The 18,748-nt window shown below is 68.7% G+C and carries 15 protein-coding genes and 1 pseudogene; 6 read left to right on the top strand and 10 right to left on the bottom strand.

The genetic code is table 11. The annotated features are described in order from the left end of the window. Positions 1-16 precede the first annotated feature (16 nt). Both ACFJIX_RS27625 and ACFJIX_RS27620 read right to left on the bottom strand, forming a co-directional pair. Positions 17-2,365, bottom strand: a complete 2,349-nt coding sequence (locus tag ACFJIX_RS27625) for an ATP-binding protein (protein ID WP_377155892.1) — start codon at positions 2,363-2,365, stop codon at positions 17-19. Continuing rightward, a complete protein-coding gene (locus ACFJIX_RS27620; RefSeq protein WP_377155890.1) occupies positions 2,362-3,021 on the bottom strand; it encodes a biliverdin-producing heme oxygenase in 660 nt (219 codons plus the stop codon). Before ACFJIX_RS27620 ends, ACFJIX_RS27625 begins: the two co-directional genes overlap by 4 nt. Positions 3,022-3,337: 316 nt before the next feature. Between ACFJIX_RS27620 and ACFJIX_RS27615 the strand changes: the two genes are divergently transcribed. After that, complete coding sequence (locus ACFJIX_RS27615; protein ID WP_377155888.1) at positions 3,338-3,712, top strand: response regulator; 375 nt, start codon at positions 3,338-3,340, stop codon at positions 3,710-3,712. A gap of 234 nt (positions 3,713-3,946) precedes the next feature. Here ACFJIX_RS27615 and ACFJIX_RS27610 read toward each other — a convergent pair whose 3' ends face one another. Both ACFJIX_RS27610 and ACFJIX_RS27605 read right to left on the bottom strand, forming a co-directional pair. Continuing rightward, on the bottom strand, positions 3,947-5,287 hold the full coding sequence (locus tag ACFJIX_RS27610; protein WP_377155886.1) for a sigma-54-dependent transcriptional regulator: 1,341 nt from the start codon (positions 5,285-5,287) through the stop codon (positions 3,947-3,949). Then, entirely contained in the window at positions 5,280-7,166 is a 1,887-nt protein-coding gene (locus ACFJIX_RS27605; RefSeq protein WP_377155884.1) for an ATP-binding protein, read from the bottom strand. The genes ACFJIX_RS27610 and ACFJIX_RS27605 overlap by 8 nt, the downstream gene beginning before the upstream one ends. Before the next feature lie 283 nt (positions 7,167-7,449). Between ACFJIX_RS27605 and ACFJIX_RS27600 the strand changes: the two are divergent. From ACFJIX_RS27600 to ACFJIX_RS27585, 4 genes and pseudogenes are all read left to right on the top strand, one after another. After that, positions 7,450-8,374: pseudogene (locus ACFJIX_RS27600) on the top strand (branched-chain amino acid ABC transporter permease). A gap of 10 nt (positions 8,375-8,384) precedes the next feature. Then, the gene (locus ACFJIX_RS27595) at positions 8,385-9,518 is read left to right on the top strand and encodes an ABC transporter ATP-binding protein (RefSeq protein WP_377155882.1); all 1,134 of its coding nucleotides are present in this window, start codon (positions 8,385-8,387) and stop codon (positions 9,516-9,518) included. A 22-nt stretch (positions 9,519-9,540) separates the two neighbouring features. Then, the gene (locus tag ACFJIX_RS27590; protein WP_377155881.1) at positions 9,541-10,332 is read left to right on the top strand and encodes an ABC transporter ATP-binding protein; all 792 of its coding nucleotides are present in this window, start codon (positions 9,541-9,543) and stop codon (positions 10,330-10,332) included. Positions 10,333-10,356: 24 nt separating this feature from the next. Continuing rightward, a complete protein-coding gene (locus ACFJIX_RS27585) occupies positions 10,357-11,073 on the top strand; it encodes an ABC transporter ATP-binding protein (protein ID WP_377155879.1) in 717 nt (238 codons plus the stop codon). 147 nt (positions 11,074-11,220) lie between these two features. Here the strand turns inward: ACFJIX_RS27585 and ACFJIX_RS27580 are convergent, their stop codons facing one another. The 3 genes from ACFJIX_RS27580 to ACFJIX_RS27570 form a co-directional block, all read right to left on the bottom strand. Next, positions 11,221-11,814, bottom strand: coding sequence for a GNAT family N-acetyltransferase (locus ACFJIX_RS27580; protein WP_377155877.1), 594 nt, complete (start codon positions 11,812-11,814; stop codon positions 11,221-11,223). Between the two features lie 179 nt (positions 11,815-11,993). Continuing rightward, entirely contained in the window at positions 11,994-12,977 is a 984-nt protein-coding gene (locus tag ACFJIX_RS27575) for an alpha/beta fold hydrolase (RefSeq protein WP_377155876.1), read from the bottom strand. Positions 12,978-13,126: 149 nt separating this feature from the next. Then, a complete protein-coding gene (locus ACFJIX_RS27570) occupies positions 13,127-13,627 on the bottom strand; it encodes a MarR family winged helix-turn-helix transcriptional regulator (protein WP_377155874.1) in 501 nt (166 codons plus the stop codon). 106 nt (positions 13,628-13,733) lie between these two features. Between ACFJIX_RS27570 and ACFJIX_RS27565 the strand changes: the two genes are divergently transcribed. Further along, positions 13,734-14,783 (top strand): SRPBCC family protein, encoded by a 1,050-nt coding sequence (locus ACFJIX_RS27565; protein WP_377155871.1) that lies wholly within the window; start codon positions 13,734-13,736, stop codon positions 14,781-14,783. A gap of 139 nt (positions 14,784-14,922) precedes the next feature. Here the strand turns inward: ACFJIX_RS27565 and ACFJIX_RS27560 are convergent, their stop codons facing one another. The 3 genes from ACFJIX_RS27560 to ACFJIX_RS27550 all read right to left on the bottom strand — a co-directional run bounded on the left by ACFJIX_RS27560 (position 14,923) and on the right by ACFJIX_RS27550 (position 18,510). Next, entirely contained in the window at positions 14,923-15,474 is a 552-nt protein-coding gene (locus ACFJIX_RS27560; protein ID WP_377155869.1) for a class I SAM-dependent methyltransferase, read from the bottom strand. A 339-nt stretch (positions 15,475-15,813) separates the two neighbouring features. Further along, positions 15,814-18,000, bottom strand: a complete 2,187-nt coding sequence (locus ACFJIX_RS27555) for a TonB-dependent receptor (RefSeq protein ID WP_377155867.1) — start codon at positions 17,998-18,000, stop codon at positions 15,814-15,816. A gap of 129 nt (positions 18,001-18,129) precedes the next feature. Continuing rightward, positions 18,130-18,510, bottom strand: coding sequence for a DUF2946 family protein (locus ACFJIX_RS27550; protein WP_377155866.1), 381 nt, complete (start codon positions 18,508-18,510; stop codon positions 18,130-18,132). Between the last annotated feature and the right edge of the window lie 238 nt (positions 18,511-18,748).

The raw sequence follows: 18,748 nt of genomic DNA, 5'->3' as shown, positions 1-18,748 counted from the left end.
GATCGCTCGAAGGCGGTCACGGCGGCATCGTCAGGGGGAATGCCCCGTGGCCGGGGGCGGGATCGATGGCTTGCGCTTCCGCCATCTCGCGGGTGGGCAGCGTGAAGCGGAAGCGTGCGCCGCGGTCGGCCTCGCCCCAGGCTTCGACGTGGCCGCCGTGCCGTTCGACGATGCGTCGCACGCTCGCCAGGCCGATGCCGGTGCCTTCGAAGGACTCGGTCTGGTGCAGGCGCTGGAACACGCCGAACAGCTTGTTCACGTACTTCATCTGGAAACCCACGCCGTTGTCCGAGATGCTCAGTCCGACGCCGTCTCCGGTCTCGAAGCCGGTGATCTCGATGCGCGCCGGATCGCGCGGCCGCGTGTACTTGACGGCATTGGTGACGAGGTTGCGGATGGCGACCTGCAGCAGGATCGGATCGCCCCACAGCCGCGGCAGCGGGCGTGACACGGCCCACTCGATGCGGCGGTCCTTGTTCAGCGTGTTCTGCTCCGCGATCAGGTCGTCGATCAGGTGGTCCGTGTTGATCGAGCCGGGCTTGATCGCCGAGCGCCCCATGCGCGAGAAGTCCAGCAGCGCATCCACCAGCTGGCCGGCATGCGCGGAGGCTTCCTTCACATGCGCCAGGTAGCGCCGCGAACGCTCGGACAGCGCGCCGCCCTCCATCTCCAGCACCAGGTCGACGAAGCCCGCGATGTGGCGCATCGGCGCGCGCAGGTCGTGCGACACGGTGTAGGAGAAGGCTTCCAGCTCCTTGTTGACGCGGCCCAGTTCCATCGCGACCTCGGCCATCTCCTCGGCGCGCCGCAGCACGATGCCGATCAGCGCCTGCCGCAGTTCCTGCACCGCGTGGATCTCGCCCGGCGTCCAGGGCAGGGACCGGCCGCTCACCTGCTGCTTCCAGCTGGCGAAGCTGCGGCGCGGATGCAGCCGCGAGTCTTCGCCGATGGCCGATTCCTTGCGCGGGTCGCCGGCCCAGAGGATGGTCTGGACGATCTCGGGCCGGAACCAGACGATGTGATGCCGATGCAGCTTGGAGATCGAGATCGCCAGCAGCCCCGCCGTCGGTCCCAGCGGGTTGCCCACCTTGTTCCCGGCCTCGTTGTCTGCCTCGTTGTCTGCCCGGTTGTCTGCCTCGTTGCCCAGCGACGCCGCTTCCACCGGCAGCCGGTCGCTGTGCCAGACCTGGTCGATGCGGTTGCCCAGCCATTGGCCGAGTGCCAGCAGCGTGGCGTGGTCCGGCGTCTCGCCGACGGCCCAGCAGCTGTCGTTGAGGATCACGGCGGCGCCGGTGGCGCGCGCCAGGCGCAGCAGCGGGCCGGGTTCTTCGACCAGGCGCTGCAGCGTGGCGTCGCTGTCGGACAGGTGCGCCACGATCGCCAGCGTCTGCTGACGCAGCCGCAACTGCTCGGTGACCTGCTCGTTCTCTTCCTTGGCCTCGATCTGCAGCGACAGCAGCTGGCCCAGGTGCTCGCAGGCCATGCGCGCCTGCCAGGACAACTGGCGCGGCGCGTGGTCGTGGCAGGACACCAGTCCCCACAGCTTCCCGTCCACGATGATGGACACCGACATCGACGCCAGCGTCCGCATGTTGCGCATGTACTCGAGGTGCACCGGCGACACGCTGCGCAGCGCGGCCTGCGACAGGTCCAGCGCCGTGCCGTCGCGCCCGTCGACGAAGCGCACGGGCACCGGCTCGTAGTGCGCGTCGGCGATCAGCCGGATGTGGTTGATGCGGTAGAGCTCGCGCGCCTGCGGCGGAATGTCCGAACCCGGGAACCGGTGGCCGGCGTAGGCGTCGTAGCCGGGGTCGATCGCTTCGGCGAGCACCTCGCCGTGGCCGTCCGCGTCGAAGCGGTAGGCCAGGCAGCGGCCGAAGCCGGTCAGCCGCTTCATCTCCGCGACCACGATGCGGCAGAGTTCGCTCACCGCGTCGGTGCGCTGCATCATCGGCACGAGGTGTCGCGCCAGGCTGTAGATCGGCGCGCGGTTGCCGGCGTCGTCGGTGTCGGCTTCGAGCTCGAAGTAGGCGAGCCCGCCGAGCCGGTGGCCCGACACGTGCAGGCGCCGTCCGCCGATCGTCAACGTGCCGCAGGACACGGGGCCTTCGCCGTCGATCAGCCCCGGCCGCACACCGCTGACCGCGTCCAGCGCGCCTTCGATGCGCGCGGCCAGCATGTCCGGCGTGGACTGCAGCAAGGCCGACCAGTTCTCGCTGAACGCGACCAGGCCGCCGCTGCGCCAGTCCACCGCCGCCAACCAGCCGTGCGGCTGGATCGCGCCGGGAATGCGGATCGGCTCGCTCGCGCACTGCGCGACCTGCAGGTCCGTCGGCGACGTGGCCAGCGTGTCGGTATTCATCATGACCTCGGCGGCGCTGCGGGCGCTGCGGGCGTTGCTGGCGCGTCCAGCGCCCCGAAGGTCGCGATCAGCGCACGAAAGGTCTCCACCGCCGCGTGGCAGGCGGCGATGCGATCGTCTTCCGCGCCGCCGGCTTCGGCCTGGGCGAGCTGGCGGAACTCGCGCCACATCGCGCCGGTCCGGGCCCCGAAGCCGTGGAAGTAGGCCGCGCCGTGCTCGGGGGTCAGGCCGTGCGCGGCCAGCAGCTTCGGCGTCAGCACCTGGCCGCCGAGCGCCGAGCCCTCGATGACGTACAGCGATCCCAAGGCCGCCGCCGGCGAATCCAACCGCAGCCCGTGCAGCGCCGCGAGCGCCGACGCGCGCATCGCGGTGTCCGCGGCGTCCTCGGGCAGCTCCAGCGCGGCGAGGTCGCGCGCGGCGAACGGTGATCGCACACGGGCGTCGAACCAGGGGCGAAGGCGCTCCGGCAACGCCTGGCGCGCGCGCGGTTCCCACAGCTGCAGGAATTCGTGGAACCCGCGGAGGATGCGGCCGTAGCGCACGAGCGGCATCGGCGCCTCCAGCCGGAGCAGCGCCTCGATGTCGTCATGCAGCGGCCCGGTGCTGCGGCGCAGGCGGGGGAGCAGGTCGGTCTCGATCGTGGCGTCGGTCGTCGTCATGAAGCTCGGCAAACAAGGCGGGCGCGCACTGCGGGTCGGGCACGTTGCGGACTTGCCGCAACCCCTCTCCGCGAAGGCGCGGATTATGGTCAGAAAGGCCCAGGGCAAACATCCGTCCCCGCCCCCTACGGACGAGGGGTCCCATGCCCGCGCGCGACCGCGGCAAGAATGTCGAACCGTCCGCCAGAGGGATGTCGCCGAGGGAGGCACGCCATTTGCCGAGTCGCCCCGATTCCCCTCATCGCACGCTTGTCGCGCGCCGGCTCGCGCCGCGCCCGCCGGCTTGTTCCGTGGACCTCTTGCCGCAGGGTTTGCCATGCCTCCCCACGCCGTCATCGTCGACGACAACCTCGAGTCCAGCGAAACGCTGGGCATCCTCCTCGAACTCGAGGGCTACTCCGCCGCCACTGCCGGGAGCTTGCGCGAGGCGCGCCAGCGCATCGCCGAGCACCGACCGGACGTCCTGATCCTGGATCGGGCGCTGCCGGACGGGCAGGGCATGGATTTTCTGACCGAGGCCTTGTTGCAGGGACCGATGACGGTGGTGATGCTCACCGGCACGTCCGACCCCGGTGATGCTGCCGAGGCGATCCGTCGCGGCGCGAGCGCCTACCTGGTCAAGCCCGCGACGATCGATCAATTGAAGGCGGTGCTGGATGCTGCGCCGCTCGCCTCGCGTCAGGCCGCCTGAAGGCCGAACGCACAACGTCTTCCGAAGTCCTCGGTGCGCGCCCGTCGAAGGGCGGTGCTGTGTCGGTGTATGGGGGAAGGGTTTTCGCGGCGGAGCCGGGAAAATCTTTCTCCCATGCGGACGCAGAGAGTGTGAAGGAAGAGGGGTTCCGTACTTCCCCCGCCGCTGGCCCTCACCCCCTGCCCTCTCCCGCAAGCGGGAGAGGGGGAAGAAGAGCGGGCTCGCGGTCCGCGTTCAGCGGAAATCGTCGAGCTGGATCCCGTGCCGATGCAGCTTGTCGTAGAGCGTCTTGCGCGGTGTCCCCAGCAGCTCCATCGCTGCCGGCACCTTGCCGCCTGATCGCCGCAGCGCCTGTTCGATGAGTGCTTTCTCGACCATTTCCATCTGACGCGCCAGTGCCAGGTTGGGCACGGCCTGGATCGCGGCCGATGAATCGAGGTCATCGAGGGCCAGCACGAAGCGGTCGGCCGCGTTGCGGATCTCGCGCACATTGCCCGGCCAGTCGTGGGCCATGAGCTCGCGCAGCTTCTCGGGCGTGAGTTCGGGCGCGTCGCGCTCGTAGCGCTTGCAGGCCTGGGCGACGAAGTGCTCGAACAGCAGCGGGATGTCCTCGCGGCGCTCGCGCAGCGGCGGCAGCACCAGCGTGGCGATGTTGAGCCGGTAGTAGAGGTCGCTGCGGAACTGTCCGCGTTCGCCCATCTCCTTGAGGTCGGCCTTGCTCGCCGCGATGAAGCGGACGTTGATGACCTGTTCCTCGTTGGAGCCGAGCCGTTCCACACGACGTTCCTGCAGCACGCGCAGCAGCTTGATCTGCAGCGCGACCGGCATGGTCTCGATCTCGTCGAGCAGCAGCGTGCCGCCGTTGGCGTGTTCGATCTTGCCGATGCGGCGCTTGCCCGCTGACGTGAACGCGCCGGACTCATGGCCGAAGAGTTCGCTCTCGAACAGCGCTTCGGGCAAGCCGCCGCAGTTGATCGCGACGAAGTTGCGATCGCGCCGCGGGCTCTGGTCGTGGAGGCAGCGCGCGACCAGTTCCTTGCCGGTCCCGGTCTCGCCAAGGATCATCACGTCGGCCGAGGTCGAGGCCAGGTTGAGCACCTGCCGCCGCAACTGCTGCATCGCGGCCGACTTGCCGAGCAGCGCCGCCTCGATGCCGCTGGCCGCCGACAGCTGCGCGCGCAACTCGTCGGCCGAGTGGCGGATCAGGCGCAGGTCCAGCGCGCGCCGCGCCGTGTCCAGCAGCCGCTCCGGCGCGAAGGGCTTCTCGATGAAATCGTAGGCGCCGTTGCGCATCGCCTGCACGGCCATGTTCACGTCGCCGTGCGCGGTGATCAGGATCACCGGGATCTGCGGATCGGTCGCCTGCACGTGGGCCAGCAGCGCGCGTCCATCCATGCCGGGCAGGCGCACGTCGGTGATGACGATGACCTGCGCGCCGGGCTGCACATGCGGCAGCGCCTCCTCCGCCGAGCGGCACGGCACCACGGCCAGCCCTTCGAGTTCCAGCGTCTGGGTCAGACTGACCCGCACCGGCAGGTCGTCCTCGACGAACACGACCTTGTAGCCTTCAAACATACTGCCCCTCCTCGGCCTGCCAGGTGTCGACCTCCAGGTCGAACTCGAAACACATGCCATGGTCCAGGCGGTGCGCCCGCAGCGCGCCGCCGAACTCGTGGACGATCTTGGACGAGATCACCAGCCCCAGCCCCAGGCCTTCGCCGGCGGGCTTGGTGGTGAAGAACGGCTCGAACAGCCGCGGCAGCAGCGATTCGCTGAGCCCCGGTCCCGTGTCCTGCACCTGCACGAGCACGCGCCGGCCGTCGTCCGTCGGCACGGCCGCGACGCGCAGCCGCCGTTCGTGGCCATCGTGCGCCGGCTCCGACGCGATCGCGTCGATGCCGTTGGCCAGCAGGTTCACGAGCACCTGCTCCAGCCGGTTGGATTCGGCGCTGACACGCAGCCCCGGCGGCACGTCGACCTCCACGGGCAGGTCCAGCTGACGCGTGCGGTGCTCCAGCAGCAGTCTCGCGTTGTTCACGCTCGCCAGCAGCGACACCGCCGTGCGCGAGGGCTCCGCCTTGCGGGCGAAGCTCTTGAGCTGGCGCGTGATCTGACCCATCCGCTCGACCATGTCGTCCATCGTCTGCAGGTTGTCCGCGACCGCTTGCGTGCGGCCGGCCTCCAGCAACCTCTGCGAATTCCGTGCCAGCGCGCGCAGCGCCGTCAGCGGCTGGTTCACTTCATGGGACAGGCCCGCCGACATCTGCCCCAGCACCGCCAGTTTGCTGGTCTGCAGCAGCTCGCCCTCGGCCTGTCGGCGCTGGGCGATCTGGTCGAGCAATTCTTCGTTGGTCTGGCGGAGTTCCGCCGTGCGTTCATCGACGATGAGCTCCAGCTGCGCATGCGCGTTCTGCAATTCGGTCTTCGCGTGGAAGAGCTGCCGCAGCGCGCGCCGCCGCGACGCGAGGTAGAGCAGCAGCATGCCGATCGCCGCGCCGAAGGCCGCGCCGCTCCAGGCCGCCAGGCGTGCCTGGCGCCGCACTTCCGACAGGTCGGACAGGGCGAGCAGCCGCAGACCGAGCGGCAGCAGCTGCCGCTCCTGCGCCAGCAGCGTCGCGCTGGCCGGCGCCGGCGCCCGCACCAGCAGGCTGTTGTAGGCCTCCAGCGCGCCCGGCAGGCCCAGGTCCGGCCCGACCTTGGGGTAACGCGCGCTGGCCTGCAGGCGGTCGCGCTCGGACGCGTCGGCGCGGTTCAGCACGGCGTAGCGCCAGTCCTCGACCGAGCTCATGATCACCACGCCCTGGTCGTCCGAGACCAGGATCCGTTCCCCCTGCGAGCGCAGCCCCAGGTCCACCCAGGTCGACTCCAGCGGCGCCAGGTTCAGCTTCACGACGATCACGCCCTGCAACTGCTGGTTGCGCCGCAACGGATGCAGCAGGAAGAAGTTGGTCGAGCCGCTCAGCCCCGTCTGGCCGGCGTCGGAGGCGAAGAAGTGGTGCCGGTCCTGCTCGATCGCCTGCTGCAGCCGCAGCGGCGGGGTCAGCGGCTCGCTGGCCGCGAGCACGCGGCCGTCCGGATCGGCGACGAAGATCTGCGTCGTCCCCGCGCGCACGTTGACCCGCGCCAGCAGCAGGCTGGCGGCCTTGCGCAGGGCCTCGTCCTCGGGATGCTCGACCAGGCGCGACACGTCGCCGTCGATGGCCAGCAGGCTGGGCAGATAGGCGTGGCGGCCGAGTTCGGTCTGCAGGTTGGACGCGTAGAGCTCCAGCCGTTCGGTGGCCAGCGCGCTGAGCTGGTCCAGGCTGGCGCGTTCGCTGAAGCGGTGGCCCAGCAGCAGGCCCAGCAGCATCAGCACGCCGGTCAGGTAGAGGTAGAAGGTCGGCCGGCCGAGGAAATGCGCCAGCCGCTGGCGGACCGATGTCGAGGGGAAGGAGGAGGAGGCGACCGAGGGCATGGGAGACGAAAAATCGACGCCCAGTGTGCCCAACTTGGCGCACGCCTTGCACCCGGCGCGGCGGCTTTTTTGTGACTGGCGAGGAATCGCCCGGCTGGCTAGGCGGTTTGTGCGGATTTCCGCACCTCGTTGCGTCGCCGAGACTGGGAACACAACGTCGCCTCGTACGCACGGATGTCACCTTGTCGGTGAATACCCTTGAAACGCAGCGCTTGGCACGGGGGTTGCACCCCGAAGCGCCGTCACGCGGTGCGAGCCGCGTCCAACTACATGCTGGGGCCTTATGGAGATACTTTTTCAGCAGATCATCAACGGCCTGGTGCTGGGGAGCATGTATGCCCTCGTCGCGCTGGGCTACACGATGGTCTACGGCATCATCAACCTCATCAATTTCGCGCACGGCGACGTGCTGATGGTGGGGGGCCCTCGTCAGCTGGACCGTGGTCACGGCGCTGGCGTCGCTGGGCCTGCCCGGCTGGGCGCTGATGCTGATCGCGCTGGTCTGCGCGGTCGTGATCTGCACCTTGCTCAACTACACGATCGAGAAGATCGCCTACCGGCCGCTGCGCAGCGCGCCCAGACTCGCGCCGCTGATCACCGCGATGGGCATGTCGCTGCTGCTGCAGACGCTGGCGATGATCATCTGGAAGCCGAATCCCAAGCCCTTCCCGCAGTTGCTGCCGGCTGACCCGATCCACCTCGGCGGCGCCGTGATCACGGTGACGCAGATCGTGATCCTGGTGACGACGGTCGTGATCCTGGGCGGCCTGCTGTTCCTGGTGAACCACACGAAGATGGGCCGCGCGATGCGCGCCACCGCGGAGAACCCGCGCGTCGCCTCGCTGATGGGCGTCAAGCCCGATGCGGTGATCTCGCTGACCTTCATCATCGGCGCCGCGCTGGCCGCGGTGGCGGGTCTGATGTGGGCCGCCAACTACGGCACCGCGCAGCACACCATGGGCGTGCTGCCGGGTCTGAAGGCCTTCACCGCCGCGGTGGTGGGCGGCATCGGCAACCTGGCCGGCGCGATGGTCGGCGGGGTGCTGCTGGGCCTGATCGAGGCCATCGGCGCCGGCTACCTCGGCGACTGGACCGGCGGCGTGCTGGGCAGCCATTACTCCGACATCTTCGCCTTCATCGCGCTGATCCTGGTGCTGACGCTGCGGCCGTCCGGCCTGCTGGGCGAACGCGTCGCCGACCGCGCCTGAGGAGCCGTACATGTTCCAGACCAAATCCTCCAAGCTGATCACCTTCCTGGTCGCCGGCGCGCTGCTGCTGGTGCTGCCGCTGTTCGCGCAGCAGTTCGGCAACGGCCCGGTCCGCATCATCGACCTGGCCCTGCTGTACGTGCTGCTGGCCCTGGGCCTGAACATCGTCGTCGGCTACGCCGGCCTGCTCGACCTGGGCTACGTCGCGTTCTACGCGGTGGGCGCCTACCTGTTCGCGCTGCTCAACAGCCCGCACCTGGCGGAGAACTTCGAGCACATCGCCGCCGCCTTCCCCAACGGGCTGCATCTGCCGCTGCTGCTGGCGATCGCGCTGGCGGCGCTGCTGGCGGGCTTGTTCGGCGTGCTGCTGGGCGCGCCGACGCTGAAGCTGCGCGGCGACTACCTGGCCATCGTGACGCTGGGCTTCGGCGAGATCATCCGGGTGTTCCTGAACAACATGGAATATCCGCTGAACATCACCAACGGCCCGCGCGGCATCGGCCAGATCGACGGCGTCCATTTCTGGGGCTTCGAGTTCAGCCAGAACCACGAGATCCTCGGCTTCGCCGTCAACTCGGTGTCGATGTACTACTACCTGTTCCTGGCGCTGGTGGTCGGCTCGGTGCTGATCTGCTACCGGCTCGAGAACTCGCGCATCGGCCGCGCCTGGATGGCCATCCGCGAGGACGAGATCGCCGCCAAGGCCATGGGCATCAACACCCGCAACATGAAGCTGCTGGCCTTCGGCATGGGTGCCACCTTCGGCGGCGTGTCGGGCTCGATGTTCGGCGCGTTCCAGGGCTTCGTCTCGCCGGAATCGTTCAGCCTGCAGGAGTCGATCATGATCGTCGCCATGGTGGTGCTGGGCGGCATCGGCCACATCCCGGGCGTGATCCTGGGGGCGCTGCTGCTGGCCGCGCTGCCGGAAGTGCTGCGCTACGTCGCCGGTCCGCTGCAGGAGATGACCGACGGCCGCCTGGACGCGTCCATCCTGCGCCAGCTGCTGGTGGCGCTGGCCATGATCGTGATCATGCTGATCCGTCCGCGCGGCCTGTGGCCCTCGCCGGAGCACGGCAAGTCGCGGCCGCTGCCGCCGGGCGCGCAGCCGCCCGCGAATGCCGGCAATGCGATCAACGCCACCTGACCCGCGCCAGGAGCAAGAACCAATGACTGAAACCGTACTGAAAGTGGCCGGCGCCTCCAAGCGCTTCGGCGGTCTGCAGGCGCTGTCGGATGTGGGCATCGAGATCAAGCAGGGCCAGGTCTACGGCCTGATCGGACCCAACGGCGCCGGCAAGACGACCTTTTTCAACGTGATCACCGGGCTCTACGTGCCCGACGGCGGCACCTTCGAACTCGGCGGCCAGCCCTACAAGCCGCAGGCGGTGCACCAGGTCGCCAAGACCGGCATCGCGCGGACCTTCCAGAACATCCGGCTGTTCGCCGACATGACCGCGCTGGAGAACGTGATGGTCGGGCGCCATGTGCGCACGCACTCGGGCCTGATCGGCGCGGTGCTGCGCACGCCGGGCTTCAAGAAGGAAGAGGCCGAGATCACCGCCCGCGCCCGCGAGCTGCTGGACTACGTCGGCATCGGCCGGCACGCCGACTTCAAGGCGCGCACGCTGTCCTACGGCGACCAGCGTCGCCTCGAGATCGCGCGCGCGCTGGCCACCGATCCGAAGCTGATCGCGCTGGACGAGCCCGCCGCCGGCATGAACGCGACCGAGAAGGTCGTGCTGCGCGAGCTGATTGACCGCATCCGCAACGACGGCCGCACGATCCTGCTGATCGAGCACGACGTGAAGCTGGTGATGGGCCTGTGCGACCGTGTCTCGGTGCTGGACTACGGCAAGCAGATCGCCGAAGGCACGCCGGCCGACGTGCAGCGCAACCCCAAGGTGATCGAGGCCTACCTCGGCGCCCATGCGGCGCAAGAAGTCCACGCGGCTCCCTGATCGCGACCCAAGGAAATCGAAAAGATGGCAGACAACAACCTCCTCCAGGTCGAGGGCCTCAAGGTCGCGTACGGTGGGATCCAGGCAGTCAAGGGCGTGGACTTCGTCGTGCGCGAGGGCGAGCTCGTCTCGCTCATCGGCGCCAACGGCGCGGGCAAGACCACCACGCTCAAGGCCATCACCGGACTGCAGCCGCTCAACGTCGGCGACGTGAAGTTCCTGGGCCAGTCGATCAAGGGCCAGGGCGCCTGGAACCTGGCCAAGCAGGGCCTGGTGATGGTGCCCGAAGGCCGCGGCACCTTCACGCGCATGACGATCACCGAGAACCTGCAGATGGGCGCCTTCATCCGCAAGGACAAGGAGATCGAGGCCGACATCGAGAAGGTCTTCGGCCTGTTCCCGCGGCTCAAGGAACGGCGCAACCAGCTCGCGGGCACGATGTCCGGCGGCGAGCAGCAGATGCTGGCCATGGGCCGCGCGCTGATGGCGCGTCCCAAGCTGCTGCTGCTGGACGAGCCGTCGATGGGCCTGTCGCCGATCATGGTCGACAAGATCTTCGAGGTCGTGAACGACATCCACCAGCAGGGCGTGACCGTGCTGCTCGTCGAGCAGAACGCCAGCCGCGCGCTGGAACTGGCCAACCGCGGCTACGTGATGGAGTCGGGCGCGATCACGATGGAGGGCGACGGCAAGACGCTGCTGAACGACCCGAAGGTGCGCGCGGCCTATCTCGGCGAGTAAGTCGGCGAGTAAGTCGGCGAGCAAGCCTCGCCGCGGCGCCGGTCACGGCCGGCGCCCCGTGATGATGTGCATGCCGGCAGGCATGACGACGAAGGGTCCGTGAGGACCCTTCGTTCCTTTGACGCCCCTCTGGCGGGGGATGGCTGATCAGGGCTCCCCGGGGCGGTCGCGAGGGACCAGCGCCAGGTAGTCGTCGATCCGGCCGCCTGCCAACGGCTTGACCATCACGCGCAACTCGTTGACGCGCTGCCCCATCGTGAGCCCGTCGCGACGGCGGACCTCGGTGAAGCCCTGGCGTTCCCAGAAGCGCTCCGCGCGCTGGTTGCCGACGACGACCCCCAGCCGCACCCACTGGGCCCCGTTGCGCTGCATCCAGCGCTCCAGTTCCCCGTAGATCTCGCGCGCGGCCGGCGAGCCGTGCAGGGACGTGGCGACGATGAACAGTCCCACCAGCCACACCCGGGGTGCCATCAGGTCCGAGACCATCGAGGCCATCGCGACCAGTTCGCCCGCGTCGTCGGCGTAACCCAGCAACCGTTTGGCACTGAAACTCCAGCCCTCGGGCGGCAGGTCGCGGATTTCCTCGCGGGCTTCGTCGGGACGGGGCGGGGCGCCGTTCACCTGCTCGAAGTACAGCGGATTCCGCTCGTAGAACCGTTGGAGCAGGTCCTCATCGCTGGCCTGGAGTTCGAACACGCGGACATTCGGCAGCGAAGAAGAGGGCGGGAGGGGGGTCGGCATCGGCGGGGTCCACGCGCCGGCGCGTCGAGACGCCGGCCATCGGAAAGATCACCAAGCGTACCAAACGAAGCGACTGGCGAAACCCCGCGTCTGACTTCCCCCGAAGGTGGGGGACGGGTCTTGCTACCCGGTCGCCCGGCCCCCATGGAAGGCGGCCGGGGCTCCGGAGTTGCAGGGCGTTACTGGCGGATGAAGGCCAGCAGATCGGCGTTGACGCGATCCTTGTGGGTGTCGGTCAGGCCGTGGGGGGCGCCCGCGTAGACCTTCAGCACCGAGCCCTTGATCAGCTTGGCCGAGGCGCGGCCCGCGGCGTCGATCGGCACGATCTGGTCGTCGTCGCCGTGGATGATCAGCGTGGGCTTGTCGAACTTCTTCAGGTCCTCGGTGAAGTCGGTTTCAGAGAACGCCTTGATCGAGTCGTAGGTGTTCTTGTGGCCGCCTTGCATGCCCTGGAACCACCAGTTGTCGATCAGGCCCTGCGAGACCTTGGCGCCGGGACGGTTGAAGCCGTAGAACGGGCCGGCGGGAATGTCCTTGTACAGCTGCGACCGGTTGTCGAGCTGGGCCTTGCGGATGCCGTCGAAGACCGCGATGGGCAGGCCGCCGGGGTTCTTGTCGGACTTGACCATGATCGGCGGCACGGCCGATACCAGCACGGCCTTGGCCACGCGCGAGGTGCCGTGACGGCCGATGTAGCGGGCGACTTCGCCGCCGCCGGTGGAGAAGCCGACCAGCACGGCGTTCTTCAGGTTCAGCGTCTCGATGACGGTGGCCAGGTCGTCGGCGTAGTGGTCCATGTCGTTGCCGTCCCAGGGCTGGCTGGAGCGGCCATGGCCACGGCGGTCATGGGCGATCACGCGGTAGCCCTGGTCGGCCAGGAAGATCATCTGCGATTCCCAGCTGTCCGAGTTCAGCGGCCAGCCGTGGCTGAACACGATGGGCTGGCCGTTCTTCGGACCCCAGTCCTTGTAGTAGAGCTGCACGCCGTCCTTGGTCGTGATGTAGGAGCCCGAGGGCTGCGCGCTGACAACCGGCGCCGGTGAGGACTTGGCGTTGGCGGCGAGGGCCGGCGTGGCGATCGCGCCGGCGGCGGCGACGGCCAGCGTCGACAGGACCAGCAGTTGACGACGCGATTGGCGGGCGAGGGTGGCGATGGCGTTCATGGTGGGCTCCTTCTTGGGTGGGGTGAGAGGGGGTGGAAAGGTGGGTTGGTGCTGCGGGATCAGGTGTCAGGGATTCGAATTGCTTGCTAATTGTTTGTGTGCGAAGTAAATGGTACGAGGAAGCGGTGTTCGAGTTCGTCGGTCGGCACTCAACCGGCCTTGCGGGCCATCCGTTCGCGCAACACGAGCAGACGATCGCGGAGTTCGATCAGTTCGGACAGGTCCGAGTCCGAGGCGTCGACGATGCACTGCGGCAGATGTGTCGAACGCTTGCGCAGCGCGCGGCCGGCGGTGGTCAGCGTGATCAGCACCTGGCGCTCGTCCTGCGGCGAGCGGTCGCGGCTGACCAGGCCCGCGGTCTCCAGCCGCTTCAGCAGCGGGGTCACGGTAGGGGAGTCGAGGAACACCCGGTCGGCGATCTCGCCGACGGTGAGGCCGTCGCGTTCCCACAGCACCAGCATCACGAGGTACTGGGGGTAGGTCAGCTCCAGGTCCTTCAGCAGTTCGCGGTAGACCTTGTTCATCCCCAGCATCGTCGAGTAGATCGCGAAGCAGAGTTGTTGATCGATCTCCAGCGGCGGGCAGACGGCGCTGGCGTTGGCGGCTGTGCCGGGCGCCTTCTGCTGCTTGGGGGTGGTGGTGCGTGCCATGGGGTGAACTTTAATTAGTGTGCGAATGAATTGCAAGCGAAAAATTGAAAAGTCGGGGGGCGCGCGCGGATGTGGGCAGAATGCGCCGCAAAACAGGGACGGGAACATGAACGAGAAGGACACCCCACGAAGTGAAGACGAAAGGGCCATTCCGGCGGTGATGGCTGAACCTCGCCGCCGCGGAATGAGGGCCTGGACACCGGTGCTGGCAGGCGCGGCATATGGCTTGCTGATGCGCGTCGTGTTCGGCGGGCTGCGCGAAGCGTCGTCCTGGTTGGGCATTGCTGAACAGACCAGCCTCGTCATGAGCACGGGCTTTGTCCTGATGACGCCGTTGGTACTCGGAGCGATCACGGTGTACCTGATGCGGGCAGAGCCTGGCCGCCCAGGCCCGACCTGGACGCAGGCGGTCTTCGCGCCTTGGGGCGCGACGGGGTTGATGATGATCGGCGCGATGCTGACGCTCCTCGAGGGCGCCATCTGCGTCGTGATCCTGTCGCCTCTGTTCCTGGCGCTGGCGTCGGTCGGCGGCGTGGTGATGAACGTTGTCCTGCGAACCACACGCATCGGAAATTTGCAGGTGGGGGTGCTGGCGACGTTGCCGCTGCTGTTCACCATCGTCGAAGGACCATTGACCGTCGAGCAGTGGCAGCGCATCGATCGTTCCGTGGTCGTCGAGGCGACGCCGGAACGTCTCTGGTCCGAGATCGTCGCGGCGCGGGACATCCGACGAGAGGAGTTTCCGCGCACCTGGATCCACCTCATCGGGGTGCCGCGTCCCGTCGAAGGCGTCAACCATGCGACGCCGCAGGGTGAAGTCCGCGAGTCGCGCTGGGAGCGGGGCGTCCATTTCCTCGGCCGAGTCACCGAGCGCGTCGAGGGACGCCGCATCGCGTGGCGCTACGAGTTCTCGCCGGACTCCTTTCCGCCCGGCACGATGGACGATCACGTCGTCATCGGCGGACGCTACTTCGATCTCGGCGAAACACGGTTCACGCTGACGCCCATCGATGCGGTCCACACGCGGCTGGACATCGAGGCCCACTATCGCGTCACGTCGAGCGTCAACATCTACGCCGTGCCGGTCGCCGACTTCCTGGGGCGCGATTTCGTTGACGGCCTGCTGGTGCTGTACAAGCGCCGGAGCGAGGCGTGAGCGTCCTGTCGTCAGGGGAACGACGGTGACGGTCGCCATCAGCGGCTGCACCAACCAGGGCTCGATGAAGTTGCAGTACTTCCGGCTCTACAAGGGCTGAAGCCGCGCGACGCGGACGGCGAGGGCACGCGGCCCCCGCTCACTCCGCCTTGCGCGTGCAGAAAAATTCCCACACCGACTTCGGCTTGCCGTAACGGCTCAGCGTGCGCTTGTCGAGGTGTTCGATGTCGAAGCACGCGGCGAGCGCGTCCTCGATCTTCTCGCGGGTGAAGAACTGCTTGGCGACGCCGTCGACGACCGTCAGCGCCCAGGACGACGCGTCGTCCGGCGCACCGTAGTGCCAGTCGTCCTCGGCGTTGACGCAACCGATCAGCCGGCCGCCCGGCGCGAGCACGCGGGCGATCTCGCACAGCGCGCGGCGCGTGTCGTCGCGGTCGAAGTAGTGCAGCGACAGCTGCGCCACGGCCAGGTCGAATTCGCCGTCGGCCAGCATCGGCATCGCGCGCACGTCGGCCAGCACGTGTCGCGCCCGCGGCGACTGCTGTCGGCAGCGCGCGAGCGCCTCGGCGGAGATGTCGATGCCGGTGACGTCGACGCCCAGCTCCAGCAACGCAGCCGTCTCCCAGCCGTCGCCGCAGCCGATGTCCAGCGCGCGGCGCACCCCGGGCAGGCGGTGCTGCCAGTTGCTCAACCAGGCTTCGTCGCGACTCAGCGGCTGCGCGGCGTAGCGGCGGTTCCAGACGTCGGTGGGCGAGGGGACGTCGGCAGGCGCGGACTGAGCGTCAGCCGGAGGCGCCGGGGCCCCTTTCCGCTCAATCGCCTCCTCACGCTCGGCATTCGCTCCAAGGGGCCCCGGCGCCTCCGGCTGCGAGGCAGCGAGCGATTCGGCGTCAGGGCGGGGCGGTGGGGCGGTCGGCTCGGCACTCATGCGTCGCAGCCTACCGCGAGCCGATCGCCTTCGCCGTGCGCTGTCCCACCGTCGCCCGATACAGGCGACAGGACAACGCACGGCGATGCCGCTGCCGGTGCGTCAGAACTCCTTCGTCAGGCTGACGTAGACCGTGCGGCGCTGGCCGTACTGCGGCGCGCCGACACCGATGCCCGAGCCGTCACGCAGCTGGTAGCCCTTGTCGAAGAGGTTGAGCACCGAGAGGCGCGCTTCCACCGGACCGCCGCCGCCGAGGTCGAACTTCTTGCTCACGTCGGCGTTGACGCTGGTGTACGACGGCAGGTGCGTCGTGTTGGCGAAACCGTTGCGCAGGCCGCTGCCGAACAGCGCGCTCGCGCCGACCGCGTAGCCGTCGTCGAGCCGCAGGTTGACGCCCGCCGAGGCGCTCAGCTTCTGCTCGTGGTCCAGGTGCACCCAGTGGTTGGCGATGAAGTCCAGCTCGTCCTGCTCGAAGTTGAACTGCCCCGTCTCGACCTGCTGCGCGCGGGCGTGCGTCGTGCCGAGGTTGGCGTAGGCGGACCAGGTCTTCTCCTTGTAGCTGGCCGACAGGTCGACGCCGTAGATGCGGCCCTTCGCATAGTTGAAGGCCGAATAGATCAGCGCGTTGCCGAACTGACCCTCGTCCTGCAGGTGCTGCACCGCGCGGTAGTAGCCATCGATGCCCAGCGTCAGCTTGGGCGTGACCTGCCAGGCCGCGCCGGCGTCGTAGTAGTTCGAGCGCTCCGAGCGCACCGCCGTGTCCGCGTCGGTCGGCAACGCGTTGGTCGTGCCGGCGAATGCCGCCACCGAGGTGGTGTCGATCTTCTCGGTCGGCGGCGGCGTGAAGTAGCGCGCGTAGCCCGCATGCAGGCGCACCGTCGGCGTCGCGTCCCAGACGAGGCCGATGCGCGGGCTCAACTGGTGCTCCTTCGTGACCGTGTCGACCTCGTCGTAACGCGCGCCGTAGTTCAGCGTCAGCGTGCGATCCAGCTTCCATTCGTCCTGCAGGTAGGCGCCCCACAGGTGGCCGCTCAGCCGGCCGCTGTCGGCGATGCTGACCGGCGTGCCGCTGGTCTGGTTGCCGTCGTCGTCGGCCGGGAAGACCAGCGCGTCGTTGACCGTGCTGGCGTGCTCGCGCTGCGCGAAGAGGCCAGTGCGGATCGTGTGCGCGCTGTCGAGTCGCCAGCTGGCATCGGCCTGCACGCCGTTGGCCTCGTTGCGGCGCAGGATGTTGGCGGCGACGCCCAGGTACTGCAGGTCGCCGGTCTGGTCCGGCGAGTAGTGGACGTCGGTGTAGCGGTGGAACAGCGAGACCTGGTAGTCGACGTCGCTGCCGATCACGCTCTGGTAGCTGACGACGGCGAAGCGGTTGCGCTCGCGCTGGTGCGCGTCCAGCGTGCTCGAGTCCTTGTCCGGCGTGCCGTCGAGCGTGAAGGCGGCCGACTGCCCCGGCGAGTTCGGGATCTGGAAGCGGTTGTCGGTGACGCCGGCCATCGCGGTGATGCGGCTGTCGTCGTCGAGCAGGTAGGAGACGAGGCCGAAGCCCTTGCCCTGGTGCGTGCGGTCGTGCAGCGCGTCCCGCGACGGCGTCGGATTCTCGATGCCCAGGTCGTTGCCGAGGAAGGAGCCGCTGAACTCGTAGCTCAGCCGGCCCTGCGTGCCGTGCACCGACAGGTCGAGCTCGCGCGAGCGCTGCGTGCCCAGCGTGATGCCGGCGCTGCCGGCGAAGGGCTTGTCGTCGTCGCCGACGCCCTTGGTCGTGATGTCGACGATGCCGGCGGTCCGGTAGCCGTATTGCGCCGGCAGCGCGCCGGTCAGCAGGCTGATGCTGTCGGCGAAGCGCGTCTCCAGCGTCTGGCCGAAGCCGCTGATGGCCTCGGGGATGACGACGCCGTTGATGCGGTACTGCAGGTTGGCGTGGTCGCCGCGCACGTGCAGGCCGCCGTAGGAGTCCTGCACGACGCCTGGCGTCTGCAGCAGCACCTGGTTCAGCGGCGTGTCGTCGCCTTGCGGCAGGCGGGCGATGTCGTTCTTGTCGAACTTGTAGATCGTGCTGCCGGTGTCGGGCGACAGGCCGTTGCGCGCCGCGTCGAGGCGGCTGCGCGCGCCCTGGACCTGGACCGTGGGCAGCGGCGTGCCGCCGGCGGCGGTGGGCGCTTCGACGGTGCTGGTCGCGACGGCGGAGGAGGTGGTGGTGGCGGTGTCGTCGGCGCGTGCCGGCAGCGCGTGCAGCAGCGGATAGGCGAGCGACAGGGACAGCGCGAGCACGCGCAGAGGAGGATGGGTCATGGTGAGACTCTGGAAATCTGAAATCGGTCGAACGCAGGCCGGCCATCGAGGCCCGGGCGCCGAAGGCTTCGACGAAGCGTTCGAAGCGTTCAGGCGCGGGCGGACGGCGTTGCGGTCAGGAGGTCGAGCTCAGATCGCCAGCGGCGGGCCGCGGCTGCGCGGCGGCGGCGCGGGCAGCGAGCGCGTGGCGCGCTCGACGGCGGTCGCCTGGACGTGGACGGCCTCGGCCAGTGCGAGCACCGGCGCTTCGGCGCGGGCCGACGCGGCCAGGTCGTCGAAGGCCAGGCAGACCTCGCACAGCTGATCGGTGGACAGATCGTCCGGATCAGCGTGGGCGACGTCGTCGTGCCCGTCCTGCGCGGTGGTCGTCGTGGGCGCGTGCGCCAGGACGGACCCTGCGGGCGCATGCCCCCGCGCACCGGTCAGGTGACCGATGCCGTGCCACACCGCGCCCTGCTGCGAGAGCAGCATGAACAGCGGGAGCAGCAAGTGCAGGAGGTGCTTGCGCATGGCGCGGAATTATGAGGGTCGCGAGGCGTCCGGCCGAACGTCAGGCTGTCGCGAAGCTGTCGTCATGCCGGGGGCGAACTGTGGGCGAATGCAGGCGAAGCGCGGGCGAAGAGCAGGCAAGCCGCCGGTGAATGCCGGGCAGACGCCGGGCATGCCGCCACTCAGGCGCGGATTCCCGCCAATCGCCGCACGCGTTCGCCATGGGGCGCGGGTGCTGGACACACTGGCGCATCGTCGC

Source organism: Roseateles sp. UC29_93, from assembly GCF_042695725.1.
In the GTDB taxonomy this organism is placed as follows: domain Bacteria; phylum Pseudomonadota; class Gammaproteobacteria; order Burkholderiales; family Burkholderiaceae_C; genus Roseateles; species Roseateles noduli_A.
Note: the sequence above shows the minus strand (reverse complement) of the source record. Positions and strands in the feature narration are given on the sequence as shown.

Excerpts from the sequence above, each read along its gene's own strand:
- ACFJIX_RS27625 (WP_377155892.1), bottom strand. The coding sequence starts at position 2,365 with ATGATGAATACCGACACGCTGGCCACGTCGCCGACGGACCTGCAGGTC.
- ACFJIX_RS27620 (WP_377155890.1), bottom strand. The coding sequence starts at position 3,021 with ATGACGACGACCGACGCCACGATCGAGACCGACCTGCTCCCCCGCCTG.
- ACFJIX_RS27615 (WP_377155888.1), top strand. The coding sequence starts at position 3,338 with ATGCCTCCCCACGCCGTCATCGTCGACGACAACCTCGAGTCCAGCGAA.
- ACFJIX_RS27610 (WP_377155886.1), bottom strand. The coding sequence starts at position 5,287 with ATGTTTGAAGGCTACAAGGTCGTGTTCGTCGAGGACGACCTGCCGGTG.
- ACFJIX_RS27605 (WP_377155884.1), bottom strand. The coding sequence starts at position 7,166 with ATGCCCTCGGTCGCCTCCTCCTCCTTCCCCTCGACATCGGTCCGCCAG.
- ACFJIX_RS27595 (WP_377155882.1), top strand. The coding sequence starts at position 8,385 with ATGTTCCAGACCAAATCCTCCAAGCTGATCACCTTCCTGGTCGCCGGC.
- ACFJIX_RS27590 (WP_377155881.1), top strand. The coding sequence starts at position 9,541 with ATGACTGAAACCGTACTGAAAGTGGCCGGCGCCTCCAAGCGCTTCGGC.
- ACFJIX_RS27585 (WP_377155879.1), top strand. The coding sequence starts at position 10,357 with ATGGCAGACAACAACCTCCTCCAGGTCGAGGGCCTCAAGGTCGCGTAC.
- ACFJIX_RS27580 (WP_377155877.1), bottom strand. The coding sequence starts at position 11,814 with ATGCCGACCCCCCTCCCGCCCTCTTCTTCGCTGCCGAATGTCCGCGTG.
- ACFJIX_RS27575 (WP_377155876.1), bottom strand. The coding sequence starts at position 12,977 with ATGAACGCCATCGCCACCCTCGCCCGCCAATCGCGTCGTCAACTGCTG.
- ACFJIX_RS27570 (WP_377155874.1), bottom strand. The coding sequence starts at position 13,627 with ATGGCACGCACCACCACCCCCAAGCAGCAGAAGGCGCCCGGCACAGCC.
- ACFJIX_RS27565 (WP_377155871.1), top strand. The coding sequence starts at position 13,734 with ATGAACGAGAAGGACACCCCACGAAGTGAAGACGAAAGGGCCATTCCG.
- ACFJIX_RS27555 (WP_377155867.1), bottom strand. The coding sequence starts at position 18,000 with ATGACCCATCCTCCTCTGCGCGTGCTCGCGCTGTCCCTGTCGCTCGCC.
- ACFJIX_RS27550 (WP_377155866.1), bottom strand. The coding sequence starts at position 18,510 with ATGCGCAAGCACCTCCTGCACTTGCTGCTCCCGCTGTTCATGCTGCTC.